General features: G+C 69.9%; 18 protein-coding genes. 11 read left to right on the forward strand and 7 right to left on the reverse strand.

The annotated features are described in order from the left end of the window. Nucleotides 1–15: 15 nt before the first annotated feature. Nucleotides 16–792, forward strand: coding sequence for a MerR family transcriptional regulator (locus RN51_RS02550; RefSeq protein ID WP_045262470.1), 777 nt, complete (start codon nt 16–18; stop codon nt 790–792). Here RN51_RS02550 and RN51_RS02555 read toward each other — a convergent pair. After that, entirely contained in the window at nt 725–1,474 is a 750-nt protein-coding gene (locus tag RN51_RS02555; RefSeq protein WP_045262471.1) for a DeoR/GlpR family DNA-binding transcription regulator, read from the reverse strand. The two genes, RN51_RS02550 and RN51_RS02555, sit on opposite strands and share 68 nt — an antisense overlap. A gap of 55 nt (nt 1,475–1,529) precedes the next feature. Here RN51_RS02555 and RN51_RS02560 point away from each other — a divergent pair, with 55 nt between their 5' ends. Both RN51_RS02560 and RN51_RS18495 read left to right on the forward strand, forming a co-directional pair. After that, a complete protein-coding gene (locus RN51_RS02560) occupies nt 1,530–1,895 on the forward strand; it encodes an NUDIX hydrolase (RefSeq protein WP_045262472.1) in 366 nt (121 codons plus the stop codon). Between the two features lie 9 nt (nt 1,896–1,904). Continuing rightward, the gene (locus RN51_RS18495; RefSeq protein ID WP_045262473.1) at nt 1,905–2,081 is read left to right on the forward strand and encodes a hypothetical protein; all 177 of its coding nucleotides are present in this window, start codon (nt 1,905–1,907) and stop codon (nt 2,079–2,081) included. Nucleotides 2,082–2,184: 103 nt separating this feature from the next. On the opposite strand, the gene RN51_RS02570 is transcribed toward RN51_RS18495, so the two are convergent. Beyond that, nucleotides 2,185–3,552, reverse strand: coding sequence for an LLM class flavin-dependent oxidoreductase (locus tag RN51_RS02570; protein WP_045262474.1), 1,368 nt, complete (start codon nt 3,550–3,552; stop codon nt 2,185–2,187). A gap of 122 nt (nt 3,553–3,674) precedes the next feature. On the opposite strand from RN51_RS02570, the gene RN51_RS02575 reads away from it, so the two are divergent. From RN51_RS02575 to RN51_RS02605, 7 genes are all read left to right on the forward strand, one after another. Next, the gene (locus RN51_RS02575; RefSeq protein ID WP_045262475.1) at nt 3,675–5,132 is read left to right on the forward strand and encodes an adenosylhomocysteinase; all 1,458 of its coding nucleotides are present in this window, start codon (nt 3,675–3,677) and stop codon (nt 5,130–5,132) included. Then, nucleotides 5,129–6,424 (forward strand): amidohydrolase family protein, encoded by a 1,296-nt coding sequence (locus RN51_RS02580; RefSeq protein WP_045262476.1) that lies wholly within the window; start codon nt 5,129–5,131, stop codon nt 6,422–6,424. The genes RN51_RS02575 and RN51_RS02580 overlap by 4 nt, the downstream gene beginning before the upstream one ends. A 92-nt stretch (nt 6,425–6,516) precedes the next feature. After that, a complete protein-coding gene (locus tag RN51_RS02585; protein ID WP_045262477.1) occupies nt 6,517–6,945 on the forward strand; it encodes a cupin domain-containing protein in 429 nt (142 codons plus the stop codon). Nucleotides 6,946–7,024: 79 nt separating this feature from the next. After that, nucleotides 7,025–7,876 carry an ABC transporter substrate-binding protein gene (locus RN51_RS02590; protein ID WP_045262478.1) on the forward strand — a complete coding sequence of 284 codons (852 nt, stop codon included), beginning with the start codon at nt 7,025–7,027 and terminating at the stop codon, nt 7,874–7,876. Beyond that, nucleotides 7,873–8,739, forward strand: coding sequence for an amino acid ABC transporter permease (locus RN51_RS02595; protein ID WP_045262479.1), 867 nt, complete (start codon nt 7,873–7,875; stop codon nt 8,737–8,739). Before RN51_RS02590 ends, RN51_RS02595 begins: the two co-directional genes overlap by 4 nt. Continuing rightward, nucleotides 8,736–9,473: an amino acid ABC transporter ATP-binding protein gene (locus RN51_RS02600; protein WP_045262480.1), complete on the forward strand. Its 738-nt coding sequence runs from the start codon at nt 8,736–8,738 to the stop codon at nt 9,471–9,473. The genes RN51_RS02595 and RN51_RS02600 overlap by 4 nt, the downstream gene beginning before the upstream one ends. A gap of 139 nt (nt 9,474–9,612) precedes the next feature. Then, on the forward strand, nt 9,613–10,947 hold the full coding sequence (locus tag RN51_RS02605; protein ID WP_052674546.1) for a heparan-alpha-glucosaminide N-acetyltransferase domain-containing protein: 1,335 nt from the start codon (nt 9,613–9,615) through the stop codon (nt 10,945–10,947). Between the two features lie 63 nt (nt 10,948–11,010). Here the strand turns inward: RN51_RS02605 and pnuC are convergent, their stop codons facing one another. The 3 genes from pnuC to RN51_RS02620 form a co-directional block, all read right to left on the reverse strand. Further along, nucleotides 11,011–11,724, reverse strand: a complete 714-nt coding sequence (pnuC, locus tag RN51_RS02610) for a nicotinamide riboside transporter PnuC (RefSeq protein WP_045262481.1) — start codon at nt 11,722–11,724, stop codon at nt 11,011–11,013. A gap of 2 nt (nt 11,725–11,726) precedes the next feature. After that, nucleotides 11,727–12,251, reverse strand: a complete 525-nt coding sequence (locus RN51_RS02615) for a GNAT family N-acetyltransferase (protein ID WP_156149065.1) — start codon at nt 12,249–12,251, stop codon at nt 11,727–11,729. A 115-nt stretch (nt 12,252–12,366) separates the two neighbouring features. Next, nucleotides 12,367–13,581, reverse strand: a complete 1,215-nt coding sequence (locus RN51_RS02620) for a hypothetical protein (RefSeq protein ID WP_045262482.1) — start codon at nt 13,579–13,581, stop codon at nt 12,367–12,369. An 82-nt stretch (nt 13,582–13,663) separates the two neighbouring features. Here RN51_RS02620 and RN51_RS02625 point away from each other — a divergent pair, with 82 nt between their 5' ends. Continuing rightward, complete coding sequence (locus RN51_RS02625) at nt 13,664–15,013, forward strand: HNH endonuclease (RefSeq protein WP_045262483.1); 1,350 nt, start codon at nt 13,664–13,666, stop codon at nt 15,011–15,013. Nucleotides 15,014–15,033: 20 nt separating this feature from the next. Here RN51_RS02625 and RN51_RS02630 read toward each other — a convergent pair whose 3' ends face one another. Together RN51_RS02630 and RN51_RS02635 are read right to left on the reverse strand one after the other, a co-directional pair. After that, nucleotides 15,034–15,951 carry a DUF808 domain-containing protein gene (locus RN51_RS02630; RefSeq protein WP_045262484.1) on the reverse strand — a complete coding sequence of 306 codons (918 nt, stop codon included), beginning with the start codon at nt 15,949–15,951 and terminating at the stop codon, nt 15,034–15,036. A 93-nt stretch (nt 15,952–16,044) separates the two neighbouring features. Then, complete coding sequence (locus tag RN51_RS02635) at nt 16,045–16,770, reverse strand: FadR/GntR family transcriptional regulator (RefSeq protein WP_045262485.1); 726 nt, start codon at nt 16,768–16,770, stop codon at nt 16,045–16,047. Between the last annotated feature and the right edge of the window lie 10 nt (nt 16,771–16,780).

The following is a 16,780-nucleotide window of genomic DNA, read 5'->3' on the forward strand; positions in this document are numbered from 1 at the left end:
CCTCAAGAGCGGGGGATGACCACTGCGGCGCTCGGACGGCTGGTCGACTACTCGACGCAGCAGGTGCGCGACCTCGAGCGACTCGGTGTCCTCCCCACCGCAGAGCGCGGTGCGAACGGGTACCGGCGGTATCGGACGCCGCATGCCCTGGCGCTGCGTGCCTATCGCGCGTTGGCGACGGCGCTCGGTCCGGTGCCCGCGCGTCGACTGATGCCCGCTCTCATCGGCGGATCGGTCGAGCACGCGGCGGAGCGGATCGACGACCTGCACGCGGATCTGGCCCTCGAACGCTCACGGGTGCGCGCGGCCCTGCGCGGACTCGAGGACGCGGTGGCGGAGGCCGACGATCCGTTCGTCGAGGACGATGCGATGGCCATCGGCGAACTCGCCCAGGCGCTCGGCGTCCGTTCCTCCGCACTGCGGCACTGGGAGCGAGAAGGGCTCGTGCGCCCCCTTCGGCGTGCGGGATCGGTCCGCTCCTATGACTCCGCCGCGATCACCGAGGCGCGGATCGCCGCCGCCCTGCGCTCGGGTGGGTACGGCATCCCCGCCGTTTCGCGGATCATCGACGAGGTGCGCGCGCACGGTGACACCGAGCAGGTGCAGCGCATCCTCGCGGAGCGGCTGGCCGACCTCACGCGCCGCAGCGTCGCGCTCCTCGGGGCGGCAGGACATCTGCACGCCCTGCTGACGGAACGTCTCGCGGAGGAGGAGGGTTCGTCGCTCACGCCCGCGCCGGGAGCTGCGCCAGGACCTCAGGGATCAGCGGATTCTCGTCGAGCGGGTCGGTGATGACCGCGGCGACCGCCTCGAACGGCAGCACCGGGTAGCGCGAGGCGGCGCCGATCTTCTCGTCGCTCGCGAGCACGACGGTCTCGGCGCATCGGGAGGCGATCGCCCGCTTGGTGACGGCATCGTCGAGCTCGCCCGTCGTGAGACCGTGTCGCGGGTCGACGCCCGTGACGCCGACGAAGAACACATCGGCGGCGAGGTGCTGGACCGCCTCCATCGCGAGTCCTCCGCCGGCGACGAGGGAGTGCCGGGCGAGCTCGCCGCCGATCATGATCACGCGCGCGTCCGAGTGCTCGGCGACGGCGAGGGCGACGGCGGGACTCGGGGTGATGACGGTGACGTCGGTGCCGGAGGGCAGCAGCCGCGCCATCGCGAGCGTGGTGGTGCCGGCATCCAGCACGATCGTCGATCCGGGGCGGATGGTCGTGACCGCCTGGCGGGCGACCCGCTCCTTGCTCTCGGTCGCCAGGTCGTGGCGCTCACGCACCGGGCGATCGGCCGCGGCGATGGGCAGCGCGCCGCCGTATACGCGCTGGAGCCTGCCCTCCTCGGCGAGCTCGCGGAGGTCGCGGCGGATGGCGTCTTCCGATACTCCGAGTTCATCGGCCGCAGCCTTCGCCACGACCCGTCCCTCGCGGGCGAGCACGGCGAGCAGGTGGTCCTTGCGCTGAGCAGCGAGCATACGTTTCCTCACGAAGTTGCACGTTTATGCATGATTCAGACTACAGTCATCATCCATGATGAAGCCACTCCTGATCCTGATCGCCGGCCCCTACCGTTCCGGCACGAACGGCGACCCCGCCCTGATCGCTCGCAATCTCGCGCGCCTGGAGGAGGCGTCCGGTCCGATCTTCCGGCTCGGCCACGTGCCGATGATCGGGGAGTGGGTCACATTGCCGGTCCTGCGCACCCTCGAACCGGGCGACTCCGGCGAGGGCGACGTCATGTACGAGACCGCCCGCCGACTGCTCCTGCACTGCGACGCGGTGCTCCGGCTGCCGGGGGAGTCGTCCGGCGCCGACAAGGACGTCGAGATCGCCCACGAGCTCGGGCTGCCCGTGTTCCGGTCGCTGGAGGAGATCCCGGCTGCCGCGACTCCGTAGGCTGGAGGCATGACCAAGAACATCTGGACCGTCCTCGGCGTCATCCTCGCCGTCGTGATCGCGTGGTGGATCGTGAGCGCCCTGTTCTCGGTCCTCGCGTTCATCTTCAAGCTCGGGATCGTCGCGGTCGTGGCCGTGGTGGTGTTCCTCGTGCTGCGAGGGATCTTCAGCCGCAGCGACGACTGACGTCTACACCGCGGTTCCGGGGTCGTGTCGGCGGACTTTCGAATCGCGCAAATGGTGGTGAAACGGCGTTCGAAGCAACCAGTTGCGCGATTCGAAAGGGGAACTAGCCGACGCGGTACCGGGCGGCGCGGTGCGTGGGCTGGACCCGGTCGCCGCGGCCGTGCAGCTTGTGGCGGAGCGTGCCGGGCACGTACTCCTCGGGGTAGGCGCCCCGCTCCCGCAGCACCGGGATGACGTGCTCGATGACGTCCTGCCACGTGCCGGGGGTGACCGCGTAGGCGAGGTTGAAGCCGTCGATGTCGGTCTCGTCGACCCAGGACTGCAGCTCGTCGGCGATCTCGACCCCGGAGCCGACGATCGTCGGACCGAGGCCGCCGATCGCGTTGTGGCGGCCGAAGTCGCCCACCGTCCACTCGCGACCGAGATCGGCCTCCTCCTTGAGGTGCTGCAGCACGGACTGGATCGCGTTCGACTCGACGTTCCCGACCGGCTCGTCCTCGGCGTACTGCGACAGGTCGACGCCCATCCACCCCGACATGAAGGTGAGCGCCCCCTCCGGGCTCGCGTAGGAGAGGTACTCGGCGTGCTTCGCAGTGGCCTCCTCGCTCGTCGCCGCGGTGATCACCGTCAGCAGCGTGTAGATGCGGGCGTCGTAGCGATCGCGCCCCGCGGCCTCGAGAGCGTCCCTGATGCGCTTCACCGTCCCGGCGAGCACCTCTTTCGAGGGCGCTGCGACGAAGATGGCCTCGGCGTTCTCGGCCGCGAACCGCACCCCGCGCGGGCTCGCGCCGGCCTGGTAGATCACCGGGGTGCGCTGCGGCGACGGCTCCGAGATGTGGATGCCGGGTACGGAGAAGTGCTTCCCCTCGTGCCGGATCGGGTGCACCTTCGACGGGTCGGTGAAGATGCCGCGCTCGCGGTCCTCCACCACCGCGTCGTCCTCCCACGAGCCCTCCCAGAGCTTGTAGAGCACCTCGACGTACTCGTCCGCGTGGTCGTAGCGGTCGTCGTGGGCGAGCTGGTCCTCCTGACCCATGTTGCGGGCGGCGCTGGGCAGATACCCGGTCACGACGTTCCAGCCGACGCGGCCCTGCGTGAGATGGTCGAGCGTGCTGAGTCGTCGAGCGAACGGGTAGGGGTGCTCGAACGCGGTGCCGGCCGTGACGCCGAACCCCAGATGCTCGGTCACCGCGGCCATCGCGCTGACCAGGAGGATCGGGTCGTTCACCGGCACCTGGGCGCCGTTGCGGATGGCGGCCTCGTTCGTGCCGCCGTAGACGTCGTAGGTGCCCAGGACGTCGGCGATGAAGATGCCGTCGAAGGTCGCGCTCTCCAGCAGCCTGGCCAGGTCGGTCCAGTACGAGAGGGTGTTGTACTGCCGAGACCGGTCGTCGGGGTGGCGCCACAGGCCGGACGACTGGTGGGCGACGCAGTTCATGTCGAAGGCGTTGAAGCGGATCTGCCGGGTCATGGGCTCCATGAAAGGCGAACCGCGCGCACGAATCCAGGGTCGCCGACATGCGCAGTCACATTCGGGTGCGACGGCCTCCGCTCTGGCCGTCAGCGCACCGCCGCGGGCTCTACCCTTGACTGGTGACCGACGACACCCTGACCGCCCAGCGTCTGGTGCGCCGCTTCGCCCGCGAGACCAACCTGCTCGTGGCCGGCCGGGATTTCACGGTCGTCGGGACGGATGGCGTGGCCGACGAGCTGCGTCGACTCCTGCCCGCATTCGGCGCGCATCTCGGCGACGCCGGTACCGTCGGCAGCGGGGTGGTCTTCGCGCCGGGTTCGACGCCCGAGATCCTGCTCGACGGCAAGGCTCTCCCGGCGCGCGAGACGGCACGCGACCGCGTCGACGCGGCAGGACGCCACATGTCCGTCTCCACCGATCGCGCGCGACGCCTGCGCGAGGCCGGCACAGTGGAGGGGGTGCGGATCGGCATCGCGATGGTGCTGGAGCCCAAGACCGCCCAGCTCGCCCTGCTGCTGCGCGATGCCGGAGCGACGGTCGCCGTCTACGCCCATCCGGACGAGATCGACGTCGAGGTCGCCGAGGTGCTGCGATCCCGTGGAATCCCCGTCGACGGCGACCCCGCCCTGTCGGGAGCTGCCGAGCGCGCCGCCGCCGTGGCCTTCCTGCGCCGCGGCTTCGACCTGCTGCTCGACGACGGTTCGCACCTGATCCGCCTCGCCCACGAGGAGGGGATCGTGGCCGGACTGCGCGGCGCGGCCGAGGAGACCACGAGCGGCCTCACTCCCCTGCGGCTCATGGAGCGCGACGGAGTGCTCGAGATCCCGGTCATCGCGGTGAACGACGCCCTGACCAAGACATCCTTCGACAACCGCTACGGCACCGGTCAGTCCTGCGTGTTCGCGATCGCCGATGCCCTGGACGACGCCGGCATCGATCTCCGCGACCAGCCGGCCGTGGTCGTGGGCTACGGACCCGTCGGAGAGGGCGTCGCCGCCCACCTGCGGGCACTCGGTGTGCAGGTCGGCGTCACAGAGACCGACCCGGTGCGAGCGCTTCGGGCCGCGCACGACGGCTACCGGATCGGGCGGCTGCACGACCTCGCCCCCGGAGCGCTCGTCGTCTCGGCCACCGGTGCGCCGCACACGGTCGATGCGGAGGTGGTGCGCACGGCGGCGATCGTCGCGGTCGCCGGCGGTGTTCCGCACGAGGTCGACCTCGATGTGTCGACGCTGCAGCCGTACGAGGGAGCGGATGGGAAGGTATCACCCTTCGTCGAGCGTGCGGGAGGCGGCGCGCTCGTGATCGCCAGGGCCGGATGCGTGAACCTCTCAGCCGGCGAGGGCAACCCGATCGAGATCATGGACCTGTCGTTCGCCGTGCAGCTGTACGCCGTCGAGCACCTGCTCTCTCGCGCGCTGCCCGCCGGAGTCCACGCTCTCCCCGCCGAGGCAGACACCGCCATCGGCACGGCCGCTCTCGCCCTGCGCGGAGAGCGCATCGACCAGCGCAGCTCCGCCCAGATCGACGCGCAGCGCGAATGGCGCTCGCCGCGTTTCCGAGGAGAGTCCGCATGACCGCCGTGACCGTCTACTCCGCGGGGCTCGTCGTGCCGATCACCGCACCGCCGATCGTCGACGGTGCAGTCGCCGTGCGCGACGGCCGGATCATGCACGTCGGCGAACGCGAGTGGGTGCTGCGGTCGCTGTCCGAGCGCGGCATCGACGCGGAAGAGGTGCACTGGGACGGCGTCCTCACCCCCGGTCTCGTGAACGCGCACACCCACCTGCAGTACACGGGCATGGCCTCGGTCGGGCGCGGGCAGTACGACGGCTTCGACGACTGGGTGCGGGCGTTCGATCCGGTCTACGAAGGTGGTCGTGACTGGGCGGCGGACGCGGCCGACGGTGCCGCACAGGCGCTGCGTTTCGGCACGACGGCGGTGGCGGATGTCGTGACCGACAGGGCGGCCGCGACCGCATTGCACGACGCCCGCCTGCACGGCATCACCTACTGGGAGGTGATGAGCTGGACCAACGCCGACTGGGCCCGTACCGGGCGGGAGCAGGTGGAGCAGGCGCTCGACGCGCTGCCGACGCCGCCGGGGACGGGCCTCTCGCCCCACGCTCCCTATTCGCTCGACATCGAGCCGCTGCTGGAGATTCCCGACATCGTGCGCGAGCGCGGCGGACGCATCCACATCCATCTCGGCGAGGCCGCGTTCGAGAGCGAGTTCGCGCACGAGCACCCGCAGGCCTGGCACACCGCGGGGCTCGCCAGCTTCCAGGAGCTGCGCAAGGCCGGATTCGGCACCAGCGCCACCGAGTTCGTCGATCAGCTCGGCGTGCTCGGACCGGACTGCCACATCGCGCACGGGGTGTACATGAGCGCCAGGGACCGTGCCATCCTCCGGGAGCGCCGCACCACCGTGGCGCTGTGCCCGCGATCGAACGCCGTCATCGGGCTCGAGGAACCCCCGATCGCCGCGTACCTGCGCGAGGGCAGCCCGATCGCCGTCGGCACCGACTCGCTGTCGTCGAGCCCCTCGCTCGATGTGCTGGCCGACGTGGCCGAGCTCGCGCGCATCGCCCGCTCGCAGGGATACACCGACCGCGATCTGCACGCCCGCCTGCTGGGTGCGGCGACCCTCGGAGGGGCGCACGCCATGGGGATCGACGTCGGCCCCGACCGCACCGGGTACCTCGCGGTGGGGGCGCTCGCCGACCTCACGTTCTTCGATGTCCCGGCCGGCCCCGACGCCGTGGTCGAACTCGTCGAGCACGGGGCCGGCCGCGCCGCCGCCACGGTCATCTCCGGCGAGGTCCGCTACGCCGTCGATTCGTTCCCCCGTGCAGCGGCCACCCCTTGATCGCTCCCGTCGCACTTTCTGTCGCTCCAGCCCGCTGAAGCGACAGAAAGTGCGACGGGAGCACTCATCTTCCCCGAAACCGGAGCATCCGCATGACACAGCGCCCCGCCACCGCCGAGCGGCTCGACCTCGCCCCGCACCCCGAGGGCGGCTGGTTCCGTCGCACCTGGACGAGCCCGCTTCCCGTCGAGACGCCGAACGGCCCGCGCCCGGCGGCCACCTGCATCCACTACCTGCTGCTGCCGTCGGAGCGGAGTGCGTGGCACGTCGTGACCAGTGACGAGCTGTGGCTGTGGCACGGTCCAGGGAGGCTCGAACTGAGCCTCGGCGGAGACGGCGCTGAGCCCGGGACGGCGACTACGGTGGTGCTCGGCCCCGACGACGCGGCGCAGGTGCTCGTGCCCGCCGGAGTCTGGCAGGCCGCGCGACCGCTCGACGCCGACGAGGTGCTGGTGTCGTGCTTCGTGTCCCCAGGTTTCGACTTCGCCGATTGGCGACTCGCCGCATCGCCTACTCTGTAGAGGCAGACCCGTCTGGATTCCCGGCGGACCCGCCCTGCCCCGCGCTCTCCTCCCTACCCTTCTTCGTCCAGGAGTCATCGTGCCCTTCGCCCTCTCCCTCCGCCGCGCAGCCGCCGTCACCGCTGCGGCCGCCGCCATCGCGCTCACTCTCTCCGCGTGCACCGCGCCGTCCACGGACTCCGGCAGCGGAGACGGGTCGGGCCTTCCGACCGTGACCGAGGGCAAGCTCACCATCGCCACCGGCGAGCCCAACTACGAGCCGTGGTTCGTCGACGACGACCCCTCCAACGGCAAGGGCTTCGAGGGTGCGGTCGCCAACGCCGTCGCCGAGCAGCTCGGGTACGCGGCCGACGACATCGTCTGGGTGCGCACCACCTTCGACGGCGCCATCGCTCCCGGCCCCAAGGACTGGGACATCAACCTGCAGCAGTTCTCCATCACCGACGACCGCAAGAAGGCCGTCGACTTCTCGTCGCCGTACTACACGACCACGCAGGCCGTCGTGGCGGTGGGTGACTCGCCCGCCGCATCGGCGACCACGATCGACGAGCTCAAGGCCACCAAGGTCGGCGTCGCCAGCGGCACCACGAGCTACACGGTCGCGAAGGCTCAGCTCGGCGAAGGCAACCTCAGCGTCTTCAACTCGGTCGACGACGTCGTGCTCGCGCTCAAGGGCGGTCAGATCGACGCCATGATCACCGACCTCCCCGGGGCCTTCTACGTCGTCGGGGCTCAGCTCGACGACGGCGTGGTCACCGGACAGTTCGCCGACGCGAACGGCGGAGACGAGTTCGGCATCGTGCTGCCCAAGGGCTCCGCCCTCACGGCCGACGTCACCAAGGCGGTCGACGCACTGCGCGACAACGGCACGCTCGACGAGCTGCAGCAGAAGTGGCTCAGCGACGCGGTCGACGTCCCCGTCCTGAAATGACCTCGACCTCCGTCGACGCGGAGTGGCAGCCGAGCGAGCTCGAGCTGTCACGCCGCGCTCTGCGGCGCCGGGCCACCACGCGCTCGGTCCTGATCGCCTTCGGCAGCAGCCTCGCGCTCGCCGTGGTGCTGATCGTCGTCGTCGTCAACACCCCCGGTTGGGCGATCGTCAGCCAGACGTTCTTCGACCCGCAGGTGGCACTCCAGAGCATCGGCCCGACCTTCCAGGGGCTGCTCGTCAACCTGCTCGTGCTCGTCATCGCCGTGGTGTGCGTCGCGATCCTCGGCACGCTCCTGGCCACTCTGCGCTCCCTGCGCGGTCCTGTGTTCTTCCCGTTGCGGGCGCTCGCGGCGGCGTACACCGACTTCTTCCGCGGTATCCCGCTGCTCATCGTGCTGTACCTCGTGGGCTTCGGCATCCCCGCGCTCGGGATCTTCCCGCGCATGCCCGCGATGTTCTGGGGCACGATCGCCCTGGTGCTCACCTACTCCGCGTACGTCGCCGAGGTGCTCAGGGCCGGCATGGAGGCGGTGCACCCCTCGCAGCGCATCGCGGCGCGCTCGCTCGGACTCACGCACGGGCAGACGTTGCGGATCGTCGTGATCCCGCAGGGTGTCCGCAAGGTCGTGCCCGCACTCATGAACGACTTCGTGTCGATGCAGAAGGACGTGGGTCTGATCTCCGTCCTCGGCGCGGTCGATGCCGTCAGGGCCGCGCAGCTGATGGTCGCCGAGACCTACAACTTCACCCCCTACGTCGTGGCCGGTCTCATGTTCATCGTGCTGAGCTGGCCGATGATCCGCCTGACGGATGTGGTCACGGCGCGTCTGAACAAGCGCGAGCAGGCCGGAGGAGTCGTATGAGCGTGCCCGTGATCGAGGCCAGAGGTGTGCGCAAGCGCTTCGGTGACCACGACGTGCTGCGCGGCATCGACCTCTCGGTCGGCACACACGAGGTGGTCGTGCTGATCGGCGCATCGGGTTCGGGCAAGTCGACGCTGCTCAAGACGATGAACCTCATCGAGGGGATCGACGACGGGCAGATCTTCCTCTCGGGGGAGGACATCACCGACCCGCGGGTGGATGCCGATGCCGTCCGCGGGCGGATCGGCGTGGTGTTCCAGCACTTCAACCTGTTCCCGCACCTCACCGTGCTCGACAACGTCACGCTCGCCGCGGTCCGCGTGCACGGGATGCGCAAGGCCGAGGCGCGGGCGAAGGCGCGTGCGCTGCTCGAGACGCTCGGGCTCGGCGCGAAGGCCGACGAGTACCCTGATCGGCTCTCGGGTGGACAGCAGCAGCGCGTGGCGATCGTGCGCGCGATCCTCACGCAGCCCGAGGTGCTGCTGCTCGACGAGATCACCAGTGCGCTCGACCCGCAGCTGGTCGGCGAGGTGCTCGACCTGGTGCGAGAGCTGAAGGTGCAGGGCGCCACGATCGTGATGGCCACGCACGAGATGTCCTTCGCGCGTGAGGTGGCCGATCGCATCGTGTTCCTCGAGCACGGCGTGGTCGTCGAAGAGGGTCCGCCCTCGCAGGTGTTCGACGCCCCGCAGCAGGCCGCCACGGCGGAGTTCCTGGCCCGCGTGCAGCACTGACGCCCCCGGCCCGACGCGCCCTGAAACACCGACGCCACGTTCATCCGCACGACGGATCGGAGCGGTACCGAGGGGGGATGCGCGTCCCCGACCGCTCATGGTGAGCTTGACCTCTCCGCGAATCTTCGAGAGGTCACCCGTGAGCGCACCGCACATCACCCCGCCGACGGCCGACGGTTCCACGACCGGGTCGGGCGGTCGACCCACCAGCCGATCCGGCTCCGCACCGAGCCGACGACGCATCGTCGGGGTCGACGTGGCGCGCGGTCTCGCACTCGTGGGCATGTTCGGCGCGCATCTGATGGTCGCGTCCGGCCCGGAGTTCACGCTCACGGATCCCACGACGTGGCTCGACATCGTGAACGGGCGCTCCTCCCTGCTGTTCGCTCTGCTCGCTGGAGTGTCGCTGGCGCTGATGACCGGCGGCGCCCGGAATGCGACGCCGGAGGAGCTGAGGACGATCCGGCTGCGGCTGGTGGGGAGAGGGGCGGCGATCTTCGTGATCGGCCTCTTCGTCGAGCTGCTCGGCTCCGGCATCGCCGTGATCCTGACCCTCTACGGGGTGCTCTACATCCTGGCGGCGTTCACGGTGCACCTGCGCACCAAGACCCTCGTGATCGCGGGAGCGGCGTCGGGTCTCCTCGGCCCGCCGCTGCTCGCACTGCTCAGCACGCTGTCGCCGGACCTGGGCGGGCCGGGAGTCTCGCTCGTGCTGTTCGGCACCTATCCGATCACGGTCTGGGCGACGCTGCTGTGCGCGGGTCTCGTCATCGGCCGTCTCGATCTGACGCGGGTGAAGACCGCCGCCGTCATGGTCGTGTGCGGTGCTCTGATCGCCATCGGCGGCTACTCGCTGGGCGGCCTGCTCTCCGGCTCGCAGCCGGGGACCGACACCTCGTCTTCCGCGTCGAGCTCGATCAGCACGATCCCGGGCGACGAGGTCGACGTGTCAGGGCTCACCTGCCAGAAGAGCGACGGCGTGGTGGCGTGCTACGACCCCGGCATGGCTTCGCTCTTCGGCGGTGACGGTGCGACGGGCGACGAGCAGTCCTACTTCGAGCGGGTCGTGGCGCAGAATCCGCCGGCGCAGATGCTCCAGGCCGTGATCGGCGCCTCCCCGCATTCGGGTGGGGTTCTCGAGGTGCTGGCCTCCGGGGGATTCGCGGTCGCCGTCCTGGGCCTCTGCCTGTTGGTGACGCGCTACGCGAGATGGGTCGTGCTGCCCCTCGCGGCCTACGGCGCGGTTCCGCTCACCGGCTACGTGGTACAGGCGATCCTGATCCTGGCCGGTGCCGGAACCTGGCTGTCGAACCCCGTGCTGGTCTGGGTCGCCCTGTCGCTGTTGATGATGGCCGGCGCGCTCATCTGGACGCGCACCGCCGGCAAGGGGCCTCTCGAACGCCTCACGGCGTGGGCGGCAGACGCCATGGCGCTCACCGGCGGGCGCGCCGCCAGGGAGCGGCTCCGCGTGTGACCACCGATCTCGTGCCGAGGAGGGGCGGTATCGAGCCGGAGGGGATGCCGGGGGAGGGAGCGCTCAGGCGAGCTCTTCCTCCTCCGGCCGTCGGGGGCTCGGGTCGGGCGGAATGATCTCGATCGGCGGTGCGGCAGTACGCTGTGCCCGCCACCAGATCACGAAGCCGACCGCGGTGAAGACACCGTAGAAGACGTACATGAGGCCGGTCGCGTAGTAGCCGGAGCCGAACAGCAGCGGCACCCCGACCACGTCGACGGCGATCCAGATCAGCCAGAACTCGGTCCAGCCCTTGGCCATGCCGTACGTGGCGAGCAGCGAGCCGACGAACGTCCAGGCATCGGCCCAGACCGGTTCCCACGACCCGAGCAGCCGGAACAGCGGGGTCAGCGCGACCGTGCCGACGATCATGACCAGCACGATGCCGATGCGCGCGCCGGTCGGTGCCCATCGCGGGACCACACGTCCGCCGTCGAGGTTGCGCCAGCGGATCCAGCCGTAGATCGCGACGGCGATGAACATGATCTGTCGTCCGGCCTGACCCAGCAGATGCGGCAGCGACGGGTCGGGGCTGAGGGCCGAGCCGAGGAAGACCGTGAGCAGCAGCACGTTGCCGACGATGCCGACCGGCCACGCCCACACCTTGCGGCGCATCCCGCCGAGAGCGCTCGCGAGGCCGAAGGCGTTGCCCACGACTTCGCGCACCAGGAGCGTCTGGCCACCCGGCAGCATCCACTGCGAGTTGAAAACGTCCACGAACCACTGCAGCAGGTTCATCGTCACGATCCGCCGGGTTCGGTGCGATCGTCGAGGGTGAGTTGCAGCATGCTCAGGTCGAGCCAGCGTCCGAACTTCGCACCGACCTGCGGCATGCGGCCGACTTCGACGAAGCCCAGGCGCTCGTGCAGCGCGATGGAGGCCGTGTTGCCGCTCTCGACCCCCGCGATCATCACGTGCATGCCGGCGGCGCGGGCGCGCTCGAGCAGAGCGAGCATCAGCGCGGTGCCGATGCCCCGACCGTGCTGGCCGTCCCGCACGTAGACCGAGTGCTCGACCGTATGGCGGTATCCGCTGTGCGGGCGCCACTGCGCGTACGACGCGTAGCCCAGCACCCCCGTGTCGTCGACCGCGACGATGATCGGAAAGCCTCGGGCGGTGCGATCAGCCAGCCACGCGACGCGGTCGGCGAGATCGACCGCCTCCTCGTTCCAGATCGCGGTGGTGTGCAGCACGGCATGGTTGTGGATCGCGGTGATCGTCTCGAGATCGGCGGTCTCGGCATCCCTGATTCGCACGGCTGTCATCGGCGGGCGGTCTCTCTTCTTCTGCGCTTCGGGTGCGCATCCTTCATCGGCGCTCGGGTGCGCATCGCCGACGCTAGCAGGAGGAGCGGAGTTCGGGCGCGCTGCGACCGAACAGTTACGAGGAGCGCCGCGCCGGCGCCGTGCTCACGGCCTCGCGCACGAGGATCGCTCGCCGCATGTCGGCCATGATCGGGTCGAAGAACCGCTCCCGGTAGCGTGCCTCGCTCACCGCGGAGAACACGAAGGGGAGCGCGGCGATCACGGCGAGCAGAGTGGCGGCCTTGAGCAGGTTGACGGTGAGCGGCAGCTTCGCTCCGAAGAACTCCAGGGGCTGCACCGTGAGCGGCTGGGCGGCGCTGCCGGGACCGAGCCAGATGCCCACGACGCCCTGAGGGATCGCGATGCCTCCGATCACGATCAGCAGCGCCGCGAGGAGCCCGGCGAAGAACAGCGCCTGCACGAGCTGCGCGACGGTCATCGCGAGCAGGATGTTGATGCGTTGCGGTGCATGCAGACGTCCCGGCCGCTCGGGGGCAGGACGCCCCTCCGCGGGGGTGTCGACGAGCAGGGCGGCTCGCTGTTCCGCCGACGGCGCCTGAGCGTCGTCATCGATCTCCGACGCGCTGACGCGCAGGACGACGATGCCGGCGAGCACCGCGACGACGAGGCCGACGAGGGCGATCGATCCCCATGACAGCGCGGAGGCCATCTGCCAGACCTCGGCCGAGAAGAACGAGAACACCACCAGCATCAGGATCACGGGGAGCGCGATCGATGCCATGTGCCCGATCGCCGAGGCGTTGCGCACCGCGAGGCGCGAGGCCCAGGAGATCATGGCGCCGCCGCCCATGCCGGTCACCAGGATGCAGAGGGCGAGCACGAGCGCCGTGCGCAGGATCGGCCCCACCGTCGAGTGCGGATGGGTGCTGTAGTCGTAGACGATCGTGAAGGCGAGACTGACGGCGATCAGGACGAGGGCGACCGCCGTGCCGATCCCCGCAGGGAGACGCCGCAGCAGGGCTCGGACGAGGAAGTAGGCGGCCCAGGCGAGCCCCACCGCCAGCAGGAAGATCGTGAGGGCGAGGGGGACGATCAGGAACTCCCACCCGATCGAGTCGTCCTCGAGGGCGAAGTCGAACACGACCTCGATCCCGTCCTGGAAGAGGTAGGCGGCCACCGCGACCCAGGCGATGAGGGGTGCGACACGGCGGGGGAGGTCGGTGAACCAGCGGCGCAACGGCACGAAGGTCGGAAGGCCCTGCTCGCGGAACCAGCGGTCGGCGTCGCGCTTCGAACTGCGGGACTTCGGCGACGACGAGGTGGCGGACATGGCGATGACACTACGGCAACGGCGGGCCCGGGGTTATCCACAGCCCTTCCCGAGTGTCGAAGATATGTTCTAATCTTGAGTCATGTCGAACCCGCATCTGAGTCCCCTCCTCGAGGCCGTGGAGTGCCTCGAAGACGTGTGGGCGGATGCGTCGAGCGCGGCCGAGCTGACCAGAACACAGCTGCTCGAGGCGCATCGCACGATGGGGCTGCTGCAGCGTCGTCTCGACGGCATCCACGCCGAGATCGCGGCGAGCATCGCGCGCGAGTCGCGCCCGGAGCTGGGAGCGGCCGGCCTGGCGAAGGAACAGGGGTTCCGCAGCCCTGAGACCATGATCGCGGCGACGACCGGCGGATCGACGGGGGAGGCGGTGCGGCTCGTGAAGGTGGGAGAGGCGATCGCGCCTCGGAGCAACCTGATCGGCGAGGCGCTGCCCCCGCGTTGCCCCGCCGTGCAGCGGGCGATCGCGGCCGGTGCTCTCAGTGCGGCGGGTGCGGCGTTGATCGTGACCCTGCTCGACCGGGTGCGGCTCAAGGTCGGCGTCGAGCGCGTCGTCGAGGCCGAGCGGCTTCTCGTCGAGCATGCGGCAGAGCTGTCGCTCGACGACGTGCGCAAGCTGGTCGTGCACGCCGAGGCCTGGCTCGACCGCGACGGTGTGGCTCCGCGCGAAGACGAAGCCCGATCGCGGCGCTCGCTCACGATGTTCGAGCGCGACGGGTCGCTGCACCTGACGCTGCAGACCGATATCGCCTCGGGGGCTCCCGTCAAGGCGGCGATCCAGGCCTACGTCACTGCGACGTTCCAATCGAGGGCGCGCGTGCTCGATCCGGAGGCGCCCGATGCCGATCGACGCACGGTCGCGATGCTGCAGGCCGACGCGCTCGCCGAGATCTGCGTACACGCGAGCGGATGCGACAACGGCGGCCTTCCCGTGTCCGGAGCGACGGTCATCGTGCGGGTGGGGCTCGACGACCTGACCGACGGCACCGGGTTCGCGACGGTCGACGGCCTCGATGAGCGGGTCAGCATCGCCGCCTGTCGTCGGATGGCGGCGGGCGGCGGCATCATCCCCGTCGTGCTCGGCGGTGGAGGCGAGATCCTCGACTGGGGCCGCGAGAAGCGGCTGTTCACCCGCGCTCAGCGGCTCGCGCTGGTGGAGCGCGACGGCGGTTGCGTGATGTGCGGGCTCGCGCCACAGATGACCAGGGCGCATCACCTGCGCTGGTGGCAGCGGGATGCTGGGCCGACCGACCTCGACAACGGAGTGCTGCTCTGCGAGAGCTGTCATCATCGCATCCACGACAACGACTGGGAAATCAGGATCGAGGGTCGTGGGGTGGGTGCGAGGGTGTGGATCATCCCGCCGCCCAACGTCGATCCGGAACGCAGACCGAGGCTCGGGGGTCGAGCGCGCTACGACATCGCGGCGTGAGCGGGTGCCGCGGGTGTGGCTCAGACGTGCACGTCGGCGGGGGAGGTCTCGCCCTCGTGGAAGCTGGGGGTCTTGCCGAAGAGCCGCGCGATGCCGAGCACGATCCCGACGATCAGCAGCCCCAGCGCGAGGCCCGCGATCGCCGACACGATCGTCTCGACCAGCCAGACCACGAAGCCGCCGGCGGGCTCCAGCGCGTGCTCGATTCCGTGCAGCACATCGGTGGTGAAATGCAGCCCCACCTCGCCCAGGTTCACGAGCACGAGGTGACCCCCCACCCAGAGCATCGCGACCGTGCCGAGGATGCTGATGAAGCGGAACACCGCCGGCATCGACCGCACGATCCTGGTGCCGGTGTGACGCACACGCTCCACCGGATTCTTCGCCATCTTCAAGCCGATGTCGTCGATCTTCACGAGCAACGCGACCGCGCCGTAGACGACGCCCGTCATGAGGAGGGCGATCACGGCGAGGATGGCCAGCGTCGCCCAGATGTCGAGCCCCTTCTCGAGGCTCGCGAGTGAGATGAGCATGATCTCGGTCGAGAGGATCAGGTCGGTGCGCACGGCTCCGAGCACCAGCTTCCGCTCATCGCGTGCGCCCTCGTCGGCGTGCCCGTGCTGCACGCCGAACCACTCCAGCACCTTCTCCGCTCCCTCGAAGCAGAGGTACGTCCCGCCGAGGATCAGCAGATACGGCAGCACCCACGGCGCGAACGCGGTCAGCAGCAACGCCACCGGGATGATGATCAGGAACTTGTTCGCCAGCGACCCCAGGGCGATCTTGCCGACGACGGGCAGCTCCCTGGCCGGAGTGAGGCCCTGCACGTACTGCGGTGTGACCGCGGCATCGTCGATCACGACGCCCGCCGCCTTCGCCGACGCCTTCATCGCCGCGCTCAGGATGTCGTCGACGACGGCCAGAAGTCCAACGGACATGCGTGTGTTCCCCTCGGAAAGCGTGCAGTGCGGAGGCAACTCTATCGAGTCGGAGGGTCTCCACCGCGTCGGGCGGGGGCTGCGCCTGTGAGCTCAGTCCTGAGCGTCGCCCGCGGCACTCGCGAGCACGCGCTGCAGCGGCTCGTAGTGCTCGACGACCGCCCGGCGATACCGGTCGACGTCGCCGGAGCGCGCCGCTTCGAGCATGTCGCCATGCGCCTTCGCCGTCTTGTGGATGTCATCGGGCTGCGGGATCCCCAGCTGGGGGAGCACCGCCGTGTGGACATCCCAGAAGGCGCCGACGAGCTGCCCGACCAGGCGGTTGCCGATCGTGCCGAACAGACGGGTGTGGAAGGCGCGGTCCTCCTCGAGGAAGTGCTCGCCGCGCTCGGCCTTGTCGACCATGTCGGCGACCAGCGCGTCGAGCTCGGGGTCATCATCCGTCTTGGCCGCTTCCACGATGCGTTCGGCCATCGAGAGGTCCAGCGCCAGGCGCACCTCGACGACCTCGCGCAGCGCCTGCAGCGACCCCTCCGGCGACAGCACCCCGCGGAACACGAGCGCCTCCACCATCGGATCCAGCGACATCGGTCCGACGTACGTTCCGTGGCCGTGACGCACGTCGACGATGTCGAGGGTCGAGAGGGTGCGGATGGCCTCACGCACGGAAGATCGCGAGACGTCGAGCTCGTCGCAGAGCTCCGCCTCCGTCGGCAGCGGGTCGCCCGGGGTGAGCCCGCGCGTCAGGATGAGCTGCTTGATCTGATCCGCCGTGGTCGAGCGCCGCATACGTGACGCCCTACTCGTGGTGGACTTCATGGGGCTCCCT

It is taken from the genome of Microbacterium oxydans, from assembly GCF_000956405.1.
Taxonomy (GTDB): domain Bacteria; phylum Actinomycetota; class Actinomycetes; order Actinomycetales; family Microbacteriaceae; genus Microbacterium; species Microbacterium oxydans_C.

What these genes read in the sequence shown, in the direction of transcription:
- RN51_RS02550 (WP_045262470.1), top strand. Translation starts at nt 16, where the DNA reads ATGACCACTGCGGCGCTCGGACGGCTGGTCGACTACTCGACGCAGCAG.
- RN51_RS02555 (WP_045262471.1), bottom strand. Translation starts at nt 1,474, where the DNA reads ATGCTCGCTGCTCAGCGCAAGGACCACCTGCTCGCCGTGCTCGCCCGC.
- RN51_RS02560 (WP_045262472.1), top strand. Translation starts at nt 1,530, where the DNA reads ATGATGAAGCCACTCCTGATCCTGATCGCCGGCCCCTACCGTTCCGGC.
- RN51_RS18495 (WP_045262473.1), top strand. Translation starts at nt 1,905, where the DNA reads ATGACCAAGAACATCTGGACCGTCCTCGGCGTCATCCTCGCCGTCGTG.
- RN51_RS02570 (WP_045262474.1), bottom strand. Translation starts at nt 3,552, where the DNA reads ATGACCCGGCAGATCCGCTTCAACGCCTTCGACATGAACTGCGTCGCC.
- RN51_RS02580 (WP_045262476.1), top strand. Translation starts at nt 5,129, where the DNA reads ATGACCGCCGTGACCGTCTACTCCGCGGGGCTCGTCGTGCCGATCACC.
- RN51_RS02585 (WP_045262477.1), top strand. Translation starts at nt 6,517, where the DNA reads ATGACACAGCGCCCCGCCACCGCCGAGCGGCTCGACCTCGCCCCGCAC.
- RN51_RS02595 (WP_045262479.1), top strand. Translation starts at nt 7,873, where the DNA reads ATGACCTCGACCTCCGTCGACGCGGAGTGGCAGCCGAGCGAGCTCGAG.
- RN51_RS02600 (WP_045262480.1), top strand. Translation starts at nt 8,736, where the DNA reads ATGAGCGTGCCCGTGATCGAGGCCAGAGGTGTGCGCAAGCGCTTCGGT.
- pnuC (WP_045262481.1), bottom strand. Translation starts at nt 11,724, where the DNA reads ATGAACCTGCTGCAGTGGTTCGTGGACGTTTTCAACTCGCAGTGGATG.
- RN51_RS02615 (WP_156149065.1), bottom strand. Translation starts at nt 12,251, where the DNA reads ATGACAGCCGTGCGAATCAGGGATGCCGAGACCGCCGATCTCGAGACG.
- RN51_RS02620 (WP_045262482.1), bottom strand. Translation starts at nt 13,581, where the DNA reads ATGTCCGCCACCTCGTCGTCGCCGAAGTCCCGCAGTTCGAAGCGCGAC.
- RN51_RS02625 (WP_045262483.1), top strand. Translation starts at nt 13,664, where the DNA reads ATGTCGAACCCGCATCTGAGTCCCCTCCTCGAGGCCGTGGAGTGCCTC.
- RN51_RS02630 (WP_045262484.1), bottom strand. Translation starts at nt 15,951, where the DNA reads ATGTCCGTTGGACTTCTGGCCGTCGTCGACGACATCCTGAGCGCGGCG.
- RN51_RS02635 (WP_045262485.1), bottom strand. Translation starts at nt 16,770, where the DNA reads ATGAAGTCCACCACGAGTAGGGCGTCACGTATGCGGCGCTCGACCACG.